Raw genomic sequence first — 13,163 nt, 5'->3', positions numbered from 1 at the left:
CGATTTTAACTCAAGTTAACCGATAATAACAGATGGTCATATTTTAACTGTTACGAACTTCGCAGCAGTTCTGGTGATACCAATCCTTTCTGAATAGCCAAGACTGCGGCTTGAGTGCGATCTCTTACTTCTAACTTTTGTAAAATCGCGTGGACATGAACCCGTACTGTACCAGAAGCAATGTAGAGAATGGACGCAATTTCTTGATTGCTTTTACCAGTAGCTACGAGTGCCAGAATTTCTTGTTCGCGCTTGGTCAACGGATTTTCTAGGGGTAGCGAATCTTGTGTGAATGATGCTGTGTTATTTCCCTCAAAAGCGGCTCGAATTGCTGTGGTTGCTGTCTGATCCCACCAAGAAGCACCTGCTGCTACCGAACGCAATGCCAATATCAAAGACTCAGAAGGGATTCCTTTAAGACAGTAACCGACAGCCCCTGCTTCAATTAAGCGCGCAATTAGGGGTTTTTCCGAACGAGACGTTAAAACCAGTACAGGTAAATTGGGGTGTTGCTGCTTAATTTGACGACAAGCTTCAATTCCACCAATCCCTGGTAAACCAATATCAAGCAAAACCAAATCTAGCCCATAGCGATTAGCTAGTTCTACAGCTTGCTCGCCATCTTCCGCCTCGGCTACGATTTCTATACTTGCCTCCTGTTGCAACCGCATTCGCAGACCTAGGCGAAACAGTTCATCATCCTCAACGAGTAATATTCTCAGCGTTGCTCCTGGTTTCATCTTAAAAGTCAAAAGTCAAAAGCCAAAAAAATCTTTTACCTATTACTTCTTTTTGTCTGCCCACCTCCTCATCCCCCTCATCTCCCCATCTCTTCAACTAAGTGGCGCACAGGCTGGCAGTCGAAAGCCAAACATTGCCCCCCATGGTGAACGATTCTCTGCCCAAATTATACCGCCGTGTGCTTCAATAATCTGGCGAGATAAATACAACCCCAGCCCTGATCCCTTAGCATGGCGATCGCTGTGTCCTTGATAAAATCTCTCAAATAGGTGGGGTAGTTCTTCTTCTGTGATGCCACAACCACTGTCAAGAATCTTCACAATTTGAGAACTAGAAGAACCCCCCAGCACTACTTCCACTTTTCCGCCACGGCGAGTATGGTTAACGCCATTCATCAGAAGATTGGAGAAGACTCGCCCAAGTTGCAAATAATCTCCATTTACCCATAACGAGCGACGAAAATCCGATTCTCCATAATTAAGAGAGATACATATCTGACGCGCTCTTGCTACCTCAGTGAGCGTGGCGATCACCTCCTCTGCTACTGTCACTAAGTTAACTGGTGAACACTGAAGTTCTAGTCCTTCAGCATCAATGCGGTATACATCTAACACAGTTTCTACCAGTTGCAACGTAGTGCGGTGAGAGCGAGTCATAGTTTCTATGACTTTTTCTTGCATTGGCGTAACTGCACCAAATTGACCTTTTTGAAAGGATTTCAGCGTTTGAATTGCTCCTAGTAGCGGTGTTTTCAGGTCATGAGTCAGGGTGGAAACAAAATCTTGCCGCATCCGCGCTAGTTGTTCTTGGGAGCGTAACTGTGCTTGTGTCCAGGCAACGGCTTCTTCGTTGCGGCGGTTGCGCTCACTTAAGTAAGCCGTTACTAGCAACGCAATCACAGCAATTAACCGATTCCCTACCGTTGGCGGATTAATCGCTTCCACTCCAGGGATCAACAAATTCAACAGCGTTAATCCAGCAGCCGCTAGCGTCACATTAAATACTGCCTTGCGATTTAATCGGGATGCCAACAAAATTGATCCAATGTAAAGGTAGCCGAACACATACTCAGGCGGTGTCAAGTATTCCAGCGCCATTACTATGGCAAATCCAGTAGTTATCACCCAGTAAATCAGCCCTCTTTCATTCCTTGTCAAGACATTTTCTTTAATTTTCAATAACCAAGACCACATAGTAAGCTTCTTATAAAGAATGATATGAATGACAATTTGGCTAAAGATATAATTTAGTGGCAATTCTTATTTAAATATTATTTATATTTTATATCCTTTAAAAGGACGCTGTTTTAAGCCCTTGTAATAATCCTTTTAATAACTTTTAACTTAGTACTTTATACTTTAACTATCATCTGACCTATATCAACCGATATATAGATATTTATAACAAACAGGTAATTGCTTGCCCTGGTAAAAATGTGATACTTCTTAAAAAAGAGTGAACAAGCAATATCATTCTGTTGCTAAATTTTACCCAAAAGGTGGTAATGTAATTTGCTTGTAAGTAGATCGCAATATTACCTAAAAGTCAAAAATCTGTAATTTTTTTTAAAAAAATTTCAATTATAGTAAAAAATATGTAACTAAAGATAGATTAAACAGGAAGCACTTGGCAAAGAACGCAGAGATAGGAGTCTTAAAAAAGGAGAGAAAGAGAATTATATTAGGTGATAAAGTCGATAAAGATTAGAAATTCAATTGATAAGTAAAGCCCGAAGCAATCAAGAAATAGCTCACTAGATTTTGCTTCTTAGAATTTCCATATCCATCTCTAATTTTGGCTAGATAAATGGGACAAGGATTTTTTCAAATTGGAGTGACGCTGTGTATTGTGATAGCAATCACACCGCTATTGGGTAGATATATAGCGCGTGTTTTCTTGGAAGAAAAAACGCTGCTTGACCCCGTTATAAAACCTGTAGACCGAATCATCTATACATTAGCAGGTACACGCAGAAAAGATAATATGACAGGTTGGCAGTATGCCAGAGCAGTCCTTTACAGCAACATTATCATGGGCGTTGTGGTGTTTGGGCTGATATATCTTCAGAAATTCTTGCCGTGGAATCCTACTGGGTTAGCTGCTCCCTCATGGGACATAACGCTACACACCACCATTTCATTTTTAACGAATACCGACCAGCAACACTACTCAGGGGAGACAACCTTAAGTTATTTTAGCCAAACAGCGGCTTTAGCCTTTTTGATGTTCACCTCAGCCGCCACCGGATTAGCAGTGGGAATTGCTTTTATCCGAGGTTTGACAGGTAGACCACTGGGAAATTTTTACGTGGATCTCACCCGTTCAATTACGCGCATATTACTCCCCATCTCAATTGTGGGTGCGATCGCATTACTGGCATTAGGCGTACCGCAAACATTAGATGGACCTCTACAGGTGACAACATTGGAGGGATCAACCCAGTATATAGCCAGAGGTCCAGTAGCTTCCTTTGAGATGATCAAACAGTTGGGCGAAAACGGCGGCGGCTTTTTTGGTATTAACTCGGCACACCCATTTGAAAATCCCAATCGCGCTTCTAACTTAATAGAAACCATCGCCATGATTTGTATTCCAGCGGCGTTGATTTACACCTACGGTTTGTTTGCCAATAATACCAAACAAGCTTGGCTGCTTTTTTGGATGGTTTTTGCCATCTTTGGGGTTTTGGTTGGCATCACAGCGGTTGGCGAGTATCAAGGCAACCCCGTTGTTAATGACGTAGTGGGGTTGGTACAGCCAAATTTAGAAGGCAAGGAAGTCAGGTTTGGTTGGGCGCAAACGGCTTTATGGGCAATTATAACCACCGGGACAATGTGTGGTGCTGTTAACGGGATGCATGATTCCCTCATGCCACAAGGAGGTTTTTCCACCCTATTAAATATGTTTTTACAGATTGTTTGGGGTGGGCAAGGAACTGGAACCGCTTATTTATTCATCTATTTAATTCTCACTGTATTCTTGACAGGACTGATGGTGGGACGCACCCCAGAGTTTTTGGGGCGCAAAATTGAAAAGCGGGAAATCGTTCTTGCTAGTGTCGTGTTGCTGATTCACCCAATTGCAGTTTTGATTCCCAGTGCGATCGCCTTAGCATTTCCCAATACATTAGCATTTCAAATTCCGCCGCCTGGATATACTGGTTCCCCCGAATTTCATAACATCTCGCGAGTGGTTTATGAATACGCCTCAGCCAGCGCCAACAATGGTTCTGGCTTGGAGGGATTGGGTGATAGCACTTTGTGGTGGAACTTAAGTACCTGTTTTAGCCTTTTGATGGGACGATATATACCGATGATTGCCATCCTGCTTTTAGCAGACGGCATGGCACGCAAACAAACAGTACCCGAAACCCCGGGCACTCTGAGAACAGATTCTACCCTATTTACTGTGATTACAGCCGGAGTCATTTTAATTTTGGGTGTGCTGACATTCTTCCCTGTTTTGGCTTTAGGACCAATAGCCGAAGGTTTTAACCTTGCCAGTGGCATTAAGTAATCGTGGTTAGTAGTTAGTGGGTAGTAGTTAGTAGTTAATGGGGAGCGCTTAATTAAACAACTTATAACTAACAACTATCAACTATCAACCAACAACTATCAATCCAAATATTATGGAATCCGCAAATTCTTCCAAATCTTCTCGTAAAAGCGATCGCCGCCAAGCACGCAAAAAGTCGCGGGTAAACACTCAAGGACTCTACGGCAGAGCTATTAAAGATGCTTTTGTCAAGCTTCATCCCAAAGACGCAGTTAGAAACCCGGTGATGTTTTTAGTTTGGGTTGGTACCATTATCACCTTAGTTGTTACCATCGATCCTGACTTGTTTGGTTCAGTTCCGGGCAATAACCTACGACTTTTTAACGGATTAATTACAGGGATTTTGTTCTTGACCGTTTTATTTGCCAATTTTGCCGAAGCAGTCGCAGAAGGACGGGGTAAAGCACAAGCGGATGCTTTAAGGTCAACCAAGTCAGAAACAATTGCCAAAAAACTTGCCGCTGATGGTTCAATGACTGAAGTCCCTTCCACAAGCTTGCGAACAGGCGATACCGTTTACGTCGTTGCGGGTGACATTATCCCCGCTGACGGGGAAGTGACTATGGGTGTTGCCAGTGTGGATGAATCTGCAATTACCGGGGAATCTGCGCCAGTGCTGAAAGAAACAGGTTCAGACATAGCCAGTTCTGTCACCGGCGGTACGCGGATTATCTCTGATGAACTCATCATCCGCATCACAGCAGATCCAGGCAAAGGGTTTATTGACCGAATGATTGCCTTAGTGGAAGGCGCGGAACGTACGAAAACACCGAATGAAATTGCCCTGACGGTGTTACTTGCGGTTCTGACCTTAGTGTTTCTATTTGTCGTGGTGACACTAAGCGCGATCGCCAGCTATGTTAAAAGTCCAATCAGTGTCGCAATCTTGGTTGCTCTGTTAGTTGCATTAATTCCCACCACAATTGGGGGATTACTAAGTGCGATCGGTATTGCTGGTATGGATCGAGTCGCCCAGTTTAACGTTATAGCCACCTCAGGACGAGCAGTAGAAGCCTGCGGTGATGTCAATACCTTAGTCCTTGACAAAACAGGTACAATTACCCTGGGTAATCGCTTGGCAGAAGAGTTCATCCCGATTAACGGACACTCAATGGAGGAAATTGCCAATGTAGCGCTGATAGCGAGTGTGTTTGATGATACACCAGAAGGAAAATCGATTATCCGACTAGCAGAAAGGTTAGGCGCAAGGATTGATTTTGACCGCGACAGAGCCGAAGGAATAGAGTTTTCGGCAAAAACCCGCATGAGTGGCACAAATTTGCCCAATGGAAGCCAAGTGCGTAAAGGCGCGGTGTCAGCCATTAAGGGATTTGTACGTTCTCGTGACGGACGAGATTCGCCGGAATTGGATGCAGCATACGAAAGAGTTTCCCAATTGGGTGGGACACCGTTAGCAGTCGCCCTTGATGGTGAGATTTATGGCGTCATCTATCTCAAAGACATTATTAAACCAGGTATCCGCGAACGTTTTGACCAATTGCGCCGGATGGGAGTGCGTACCATCATGCTGACTGGAGACAACCGAATTACTGCTTCTGTCATTGCCAAAGAAGCTGGAGTCGATGACTTTATTGCCGAAGCCACCCCAGAAGACAAAATCTCTGTAATTCAACGGGAACAAGGGGAAGGCAAACTGGTGGCGATGACGGGAGATGGTACCAACGATGCGCCAGCACTCGCCCAGGCAAATGTCGGGGTCGCAATGAATACTGGGACTCAAGCGGCAAAAGAAGCAGCCAACATGGTGGATTTAGACTCTGATCCCACAAAGCTGATTGATATCGTTGCTATTGGTAAACAATTACTGATTACTCGTGGTGCTTTGACGACTTTTTCTATTGCTAATGATATCGCTAAATACTTTGCGATTATTCCAGTGTTATTTACCTCGGCTAATTTGCAAAGTCTCAATATTATGAAGTTGACTAGCACGAATACTGCTGTGCTGTCAGCGTTGATTTACAATGCTTTGATTATTCCTGCTTTGATTCCCTTGGCGTTGACGGGTGTCAAGTTTAGACCCTTGACGGCTAATCAACTGCTGCAAAGAAATATCTTTATTTATGGCTTGGGAGGTGTGATTGCACCGTTTATCGCGATTAAGTTGATTGATTTGTTGATTACAGCTGTAGGTTTGACTTAGGAAATGTAGACGCGTAGCGGTGAAGCAGTGCTCTTGGTAGGGTTTCCCGACCCAGGCGACTACGTTGGCGCAGCCTCTCCGTTCGCCTAGCGGCGCCGCAGGCATAGGAGATACCCGTGTGGCGTCAGCCATAGGGCGTGCCCCAGGCTACCGCACCAAGTGCAGTCTCCCCCGTAGAGGAAAGTGTTTGTGACGCAGAAGAAGGAGAAAAGGAGAGAAATATGAGAAAAAAATTTGATGTGTTAAATAAGTTTTTACCGATGGATGGAGTGGAGACGATTTTATTTATCTGGTCGAAATGGCGCTCTCAAAAGTTGCCACTTGCGATTTTTATGGCGCTTTGCCTGAATTTGCTGATTGCGCCTATAGTTTCTGCTGCTGATGGGACTTTGGAACGCCGTTCTGCTTGGGCAATTGGCGTTTTGGGGTTGGTGACTCTGGCACTTATCGTTTACTTGTTTGTTGTTGTTTTTCAGCCAGAGCGTTTTTAATGAGATATAGCAGAAGTCAGAACTCAGAACTCAGAATTCAGAATTCAGAACTCAGAATATGCCCTCTGGGCACGCTGCGCGTTAACGCAGTTCCGACCTAGGAGGCACAGAAGTAACAAGTGCTTTCTGTCTGACTTTTAGACAAAGCGCGTTGTACTTCATTTACTTGGAATGTGGTGTCACTCTATTTTGTTGAGTATTTAAAGTAAATTCAAGAGGGTGTTCAAAAATTTTATGTCTATTCTTAGAGAAGTTGCTAAAGCAATTCGCATCACTCTAGTTTTATGGTTGTTAACAGCAATTATCTATCCTTTATTAATACTTTTTGTCGGTCAATTCCCCTTCCTTAAAGACAAAGCTCAAGGCAGTATAGTGCAGAATATTAAGGGAGAAGAAATTGGTTCAGCTTTAATTGGTCAGCAGTTTAGATCTGATCAGTATTTTCATGGTCGTCCCAGTGCGGTGAGATATAGTCAAGGAAAACAAGCCAAGCCCACAGGTATTTCTGGGGCTAGCAATTTTGCTCCCAGCAATCCAAACTTGCTCAAGCGAATTGAAGCTGAAGCAAATCAGCTCCAAGATGAGAATATTCAACCTTTAGCAGATCTCATTTACACCTCTGGCTCTGGCTTAGATCCACACATTTCAGTCAAAGCAGCACGAGAGCAATTGGATAGAGTTGCTCGTGCTCGTGGTCTTAGACCAGATGAAATATTTCCTTTAATTAATAAGTATACTGAGGGCAAATTTTTAGGCATTTTCGGTGAGCCTGGTGTTAATGTTCTAAAGTTAAATTACGCCCTTGATCTAGATGAGTTTAACCGTCAGCAAAATAGATAATTTACTGTAGAGACGTGCTATGACACGTCTCTACAAATTTTTACTCTCATGATTCATAAAAGAGAGATGTTTGATAATACGAAATCACCAAAAACAGGCACGACGCCTGTACCTTCTGTACCTTATAACCTTAATTCAGCACGTCGGGGCAAACATAAAATCTTTATTGGCATGGCTCCTGGAGTAGGCAAAACCTACAGGATGCTGGAAGAAGCCCATTCACTGAAACAGGAAGGTATTGATGTCGTGATTGGGCTTTTGGAAACCCACGGACGTAAGGAGACGGCGCAAAAGGCACAGGGGTTGGAGGTCATACCCTGCAAGCAAATTCCTCGGGGTGGGTTAATTTTGCCAGAAATGGATACAGATGGGATTTTAGCCAGAGTACCCCAGTTGGTGTTAGTCGATGAACTAGCACATACCAATGTCCCTGGTTCGCTACGAGAGAAACGCTACCAAGATGTAGAAATCATTTTGGCAGCAGGTATTGATGTCTACTCCACAATGAATATTCAGCATCTGGAGAGTCTCAATGACCTAGTAGCACGAATTACTGGTGTGGTTGTGCGAGAGCGCGTTCCTGACCGCATTCTAGACGAAGCTGATGAAGTTGTAGTAATAGATGTTACGCCTGAGACGCTGCAAGAACGGTTGTTAGAAGGCAAAATCTATGCAACACAAAAAATTCAACAAGCGCTCGATAACTTTTTCCAACGCCGCAACCTGATTGCTTTACGGGAGTTGGCACTGCGGGAGGTGGCGGACAACGTTGAGGAAGATGCGATCGCCTCCACCCCAAAAGGTCAATCCTGCAATATTCACGAGCGGGTTTTGGTGTGCGTATCCACCAATCCCAACTCGGTGCAGCTGTTGCGTCGGGGAGCGAGGCTTGCTAACTACATGAATGCCCCTTTTTTTGTTATATATGTTGCCGCTCCAGAGCGCTTCCTCACTAAGGAGGAAAGCCTCTATATCGAAACTTATGACAAGCTTTGCACAGAATTTGACGGTACATTCATTCGTGTTACGAGCACTGATATAGCCCAAGCAATTGCAGAAGTCGCTGAAAAATACCGCATTACCCAAATTGTGATTGGCGCAAGTCAGCACTCGCGTTGGCAAATACTCCTCAAAGGGTCTTTAACCCATAAATTGCTGCGATTGTTGAAAAATGTTGATTTACATATTATTTCTGCTGATAAAAATCAAACCAATGGGTTTAATCGTTTGGCGATGGACGAATGACTCCAAAGGATAAAGGAGGAAAAATTTTTAGATTTTATACTTCTATAAGTTGCTGGAAGAATTTGTGGAGTATACTTCATACTTTACACTTTAATACTTCAGATGACTCGTGTAATCGGTTTAATAAGTGGCACATCTGTAGATGGCATAGACGCTGCCTTAGTAGACATTTCCGGCACAAATTTGGATATCAAAATTGAGTTGGTAGCTGGCGCAACATATCCCTATCCAGCAGACCTGAGAGAACGCATTTTATCAGTTTGTGCTGGTGTTGCAATCTCAATGGCAGAGTTGGCTCAATTAGATGATGCGATCGCCCAAGCTTTTGCCCAAGCTGCACAAGACATTCAAATTGGTCACGAAAAAGCAACTTTAATAGGTTCTCACGGTCAGACTGTTTTTCATAGACCACCTATAAGAGGAGGGGGAGAAAACACTTCCTCATCTCCCAACACCCTTGGCTACACCTTACAACTGGGTCGCGGTGAGGTCATTGCCCATGTGACGGGAATGAAAACTGTGAGCAACTTCCGTGTAGCAGATATTGCTGCGGGTGGTCATGGTGCGCCTCTTGTGCCTCGTGTCGATGCGGCTTTGCTGAGTCATCCGCAAGAATCGCGGTGTATCCAAAATATTGGTGGCATTGGTAATGTTGCTTACATTCCATCTCGTCACGACAATTGGTTAGAAAAAATTCGTGCCTGGGATACAGGACCAGGAAATAGTCTTTTGGATTTGGCTGTGCAGCATTTAACCGATGGTGCGAAAACCTATGATGAAAATGGCTCTTGGGCAGCAAGTGGCACTCCCTGCTATCCGTTGGTAGAACATTGGCTCAACCAAGACTACTTTCATCTGCCACCGCCCAAATCCACAGGTCGAGAACTATTCGGCGTGACCTATTTCCATGAGTGTTTAAAAGACGCCGAAGCGTACCAACTCAGTCCATCTGACTTACTAGCAACTCTCACAGAATTAACAGCGGCTTCGATTGTTCACAGTTACCAGACTTTTTTGCCGCAATTGCCACAACGAGTGATATTGTGTGGGGGTGGTAGTCGCAATCTGTATCTGAAACATCGGTTAGAGATCCTATTGACATCAGTGCCAGTCCTGACTACAGATGAAGTCGGTTTGAGTGCTGATTTTAAAGAAGCGATCGCCTTTGCAGTTTTAGCTTACTGGCGACAGTCGCTTACCCCAGGCAACCTACCAAGCGCCACAGGGGCAAGTCAAGAAGTGCTTTTAGGAGAAGTTCACGAAGTTAGTCATTAGTTTCCTTCGCCCGTGGAGTAGGGGGAAAATAACGAATGACTAAGGGGAGAGGGAAAATGAGAAGGGTGATCATATTTCTAGTTTTAACTGTCTGTACTAGCATATTGGTGGGGTTAAGCAGTCATGGGGGGGCATCGGTAATGGCATTACCGCCACAAGAAGATATACCAGAAGAAATATTACGAACCCAGATTATTACAACAGCGCGATCGCCTGTTGATGGTAAGCCCTTGAGTGCTGGCGAATATGCACAATTACAAGCCCAGTTACAAAAAAGCCCACCCCCAAAACTTGCTCCCCGAATTCGGGAGCAAGTTTTTCTGCTGCGGATACGTAAGGCATTGCTTCAACTTTTCCCCTTTTTGGATATTTAGGCATTAGTTTTTCCCCCACTCCTGTTGCCTCCTCCAAAAGGACTCCCTCCAAAGTACGATGACGATCACGACAAATTTGCAAATAAATGTAAAGAATATATATAGAGGTTTTACAAAGCAAATTTACTTAGGCACTTTATTCAACGTTGGTAGCTCCATGTCTATGACCACGATAGCCCCCGAACAGGTTAACCGCATCGTTTGGAATCAACATCAAGATCCGTTTGAAATACTGGGTGCCCACCCCATAGAACAGAATGGCAAAAGCGTCTGGGCTGTGCGAGCTTACCTACCAAATGCTAGTGCAGCGTGGGTTATCCTTCCTGAAGAACGGAAGGAATACCCAATGGAAACGGTGCATCATCCCCACTTTTTTGAATGCACAATAGAAACACATGAACTGGCAAACTACCAGTTACGGATAAAAGAAGGGGAACACGAGCGAGTCATGTATGACCCTTATGCTTTTCCTTCTCCCCGCTTGACTGAATTTGATTTGCACCTATTTAGCGAAGGGAACCATCACAGAATTTACGAAAAATTGGGAGCGCACCCCACCGAAGTAAATGGTGTTAAAGGTGTTTATTTTGCCGTTTGGGCACCCAATGCCCGTAATGTTTCAGTTCTAGGAAATTTCAACTTCTGGGATGGACGCAAACACCAGATGCGAAAGGGACGCACTGGAATTTGGGAATTGTTCATTCCAGAACTTGGTGTAGGAGAGCATTACAAATACGAAATCAAAAACTTTGAAGGACACATTTACGAAAAATCTGACCCTTACGGTTTCCAGCAAGAACCTCGCCCTAAAACCGCATCCATTGTCACCGATTTGGATGCCTACACTTGGGGTGACGAAGACTGGCTGGAAAAACGGCGTCATACCGACCCCCTGACTCAACCCATTTCAGTTTACGAACTACATTTAGGCTCTTGGTTACACGCTTCTAGTGCAGAACCACCCAAACTGCCCAACGGTGAACCGCAGCCTGTCGTGACTGTTTCAGAACTCAATCCAGGCGCACGCTTCCTCACCTACCGGGAACTGGCAGAACGGCTTGTTCCCTACGTCAAAGACTTAGGATACACTCACATTGAAATTCTGCCCGTTGCCGAGCATCCCTTTGATGGCTCTTGGGGTTATCAAGTGACTGGTTACTATGCTCCCACTTCGCGATATGGTACTCCAGAAGACTTCATGTATTTCGTTGACCAGTGCCACAAAAACGGGATTGGGGTGATTGTAGATTGGGTTCCCGGTCACTTCCCCAAAGATGGTCATGGTTTAGCATTCTTCGATGGCTCTCACCTTTACGAACACGCTGATCCCCGTAAAGGTGAACACAAAGAATGGGGTACTCTCGTATTCAACTACTCCCGCCACGAAGTCCGGAATTTCTTGGTGGCAAATGCCCTGTTCTGGTTTGACAAATTCCACATTGATGGCATTCGTGTTGATGCTGTCGCCTCCATGCTCTATCTCGACTATTGCCGCGAAAATGGAGAATGGGTCGCCAACGAGTACGGCGGTAGAGAAAACCTAGAAGCAGCAGAGTTTCTGCGTCAGGTAAATCACACGATTTTCAGCTATTTCCCTGGCGTTGTCTCCATTGCAGAAGAATCCACCGCATGGCCGATGGTCTCTTGGCCCACATATACAGGGGGGCTGGGCTTTAACTTAAAGTGGAACATGGGCTGGATGCACGATATGCTGGACTACTTCAGCATGGACCCTTGGTTCCGCCAGTTCCATCAGAACAACATCACCTTTAGTATGTGGTATCACCACAGTGAGAACTACATGCTGGCACTGTCCCACGATGAAGTGGTGCATGGTAAGAGCAACATCATCGGCAAAATGCCTGGGGATAGATGGCAGAAGTTCGCTAACGTGCGTTGTTTGTTTGCCTTTATGTTCACTCATCCAGGCAAGAAAACCATGTTCATGAGCATGGAGTTTGGGCAGTGGAGTGAGTGGAATGTCTGGAGTGATTTGGAGTGGCACCTATTCCAGCATGAACCGCACGTACAGCTAAAAGAGTTTTTCAAAGAACTAAACCATCTTTACCGTTCTGAACCAGCTTTGTACACCCAAGATTTTGCACGCGAAGGGTTTGAGTGGATTGACTGTAGCGACAACCGCCACAGCGTAGTTTCTTTTATCCGTCGCGATAAGGATTCTGATAATTTCATTGTGGCGGTTTGCAACTTCACACCCCAACCTCATTCCCACTATCGCATTGGTGTACCTGAACAAGGGTTCTACACCGAGTTGTTCAACAGCGATGCTCGTCAGTATGGCGGTAGCAACATGGGCAACTTAGGCGGTAAGTGGACGGATAATTGGTCATTGCACAATCATCCCTATTCGCTCGATTTGTGTCTGCCACCCTTGGGAGTACTGGTTCTCAAGTTGGATAAGGAGAAGACGGCAGAGGTGATGGAATCTTAAAGGGAGGGTGGGCAGTTTGCCCACCC

The 13,163-nt window shown here is 44.8% G+C and carries 10 protein-coding genes; 8 read left to right on the top strand and 2 right to left on the bottom strand.

Annotated features, from left to right (window positions below):
- Window positions 1-50: 50 nt before the first annotated feature.
- Window positions 51-740, bottom strand: coding sequence for a response regulator transcription factor (locus tag MAS10914_RS0118605; RefSeq protein WP_017317459.1), 690 nt, complete (start codon window positions 738-740; stop codon window positions 51-53).
- Between the two features lie 93 nt (window positions 741-833).
- The gene (locus MAS10914_RS0118600; protein ID WP_017317458.1) at window positions 834-1,934 is read right to left on the bottom strand and encodes a sensor histidine kinase; all 1,101 of its coding nucleotides are present in this window, start codon (window positions 1,932-1,934) and stop codon (window positions 834-836) included.
- A gap of 613 nt (window positions 1,935-2,547) precedes the next feature.
- Here MAS10914_RS0118600 and kdpA point away from each other — a divergent pair.
- From kdpA to glgB, 8 genes are all read left to right on the top strand, one after another.
- A complete protein-coding gene (gene kdpA, locus MAS10914_RS0118595) occupies window positions 2,548-4,257 on the top strand; it encodes a potassium-transporting ATPase subunit KdpA (protein WP_017317457.1) in 1,710 nt (569 codons plus the stop codon).
- 112 nt (window positions 4,258-4,369) lie between these two features.
- The gene (gene kdpB, locus MAS10914_RS0118590; protein WP_017317456.1) at window positions 4,370-6,460 is read left to right on the top strand and encodes a potassium-transporting ATPase subunit KdpB; all 2,091 of its coding nucleotides are present in this window, start codon (window positions 4,370-4,372) and stop codon (window positions 6,458-6,460) included.
- A 221-nt stretch (window positions 6,461-6,681) separates the two neighbouring features.
- Window positions 6,682-6,951 carry a K(+)-transporting ATPase subunit F gene (kdpF, locus tag MAS10914_RS0118585; protein ID WP_033366176.1) on the top strand — a complete coding sequence of 90 codons (270 nt, stop codon included), beginning with the start codon at window positions 6,682-6,684 and terminating at the stop codon, window positions 6,949-6,951.
- Window positions 6,952-7,185: 234 nt separating this feature from the next.
- Window positions 7,186-7,791 (top strand): K(+)-transporting ATPase subunit C, encoded by a 606-nt coding sequence (gene kdpC / locus MAS10914_RS0118580; protein WP_017317454.1) that lies wholly within the window; start codon window positions 7,186-7,188, stop codon window positions 7,789-7,791.
- 66 nt (window positions 7,792-7,857) lie between these two features.
- The gene (locus MAS10914_RS0118575) at window positions 7,858-9,036 is read left to right on the top strand and encodes a universal stress protein (protein ID WP_017317453.1); all 1,179 of its coding nucleotides are present in this window, start codon (window positions 7,858-7,860) and stop codon (window positions 9,034-9,036) included.
- Between the two features lie 102 nt (window positions 9,037-9,138).
- Complete coding sequence (locus tag MAS10914_RS0118570) at window positions 9,139-10,311, top strand: anhydro-N-acetylmuramic acid kinase (RefSeq protein WP_017317452.1); 1,173 nt, start codon at window positions 9,139-9,141, stop codon at window positions 10,309-10,311.
- 56 nt (window positions 10,312-10,367) lie between these two features.
- Window positions 10,368-10,685: a hypothetical protein gene (locus tag MAS10914_RS0118565; protein WP_026082655.1), complete on the top strand. Its 318-nt coding sequence runs from the start codon at window positions 10,368-10,370 to the stop codon at window positions 10,683-10,685.
- Between the two features lie 163 nt (window positions 10,686-10,848).
- The gene (glgB, locus tag MAS10914_RS0118560; RefSeq protein WP_017317450.1) at window positions 10,849-13,137 is read left to right on the top strand and encodes a 1,4-alpha-glucan branching enzyme; all 2,289 of its coding nucleotides are present in this window, start codon (window positions 10,849-10,851) and stop codon (window positions 13,135-13,137) included.
- Window positions 13,138-13,163 lie beyond the last annotated feature (26 nt).

This window comes from Mastigocladopsis repens PCC 10914 (assembly GCF_000315565.1).
GTDB lineage: Bacteria > Cyanobacteriota > Cyanobacteriia > Cyanobacteriales > Nostocaceae > Mastigocladopsis > Mastigocladopsis repens.
Note: the sequence above shows the minus strand (reverse complement) of the source record. Positions and strands in the feature narration are given on the sequence as shown.

Coding starts and splice junctions, on each gene's coding strand:
- kdpB (WP_017317456.1), top strand. CDS start 4,370: ATGGAATCCGCAAATTCTTCCAAATCTTCTCGTAAAAGCGATCGCCGC.
- kdpF (WP_033366176.1), top strand. CDS start 6,682: ATGAGAAAAAAATTTGATGTGTTAAATAAGTTTTTACCGATGGATGGA.
- kdpC (WP_017317454.1), top strand. CDS start 7,186: ATGTCTATTCTTAGAGAAGTTGCTAAAGCAATTCGCATCACTCTAGTT.
- kdpA (WP_017317457.1), top strand. CDS start 2,548: ATGGGACAAGGATTTTTTCAAATTGGAGTGACGCTGTGTATTGTGATA.
- MAS10914_RS0118605 (WP_017317459.1), bottom strand. CDS start 740: ATGAAACCAGGAGCAACGCTGAGAATATTACTCGTTGAGGATGATGAA.
- MAS10914_RS0118565 (WP_026082655.1), top strand. CDS start 10,368: ATGAGAAGGGTGATCATATTTCTAGTTTTAACTGTCTGTACTAGCATA.
- glgB (WP_017317450.1), top strand. CDS start 10,849: ATGACCACGATAGCCCCCGAACAGGTTAACCGCATCGTTTGGAATCAA.
- MAS10914_RS0118575 (WP_017317453.1), top strand. CDS start 7,858: ATGTTTGATAATACGAAATCACCAAAAACAGGCACGACGCCTGTACCT.
- MAS10914_RS0118570 (WP_017317452.1), top strand. CDS start 9,139: ATGACTCGTGTAATCGGTTTAATAAGTGGCACATCTGTAGATGGCATA.
- MAS10914_RS0118600 (WP_017317458.1), bottom strand. CDS start 1,934: ATGTGGTCTTGGTTATTGAAAATTAAAGAAAATGTCTTGACAAGGAAT.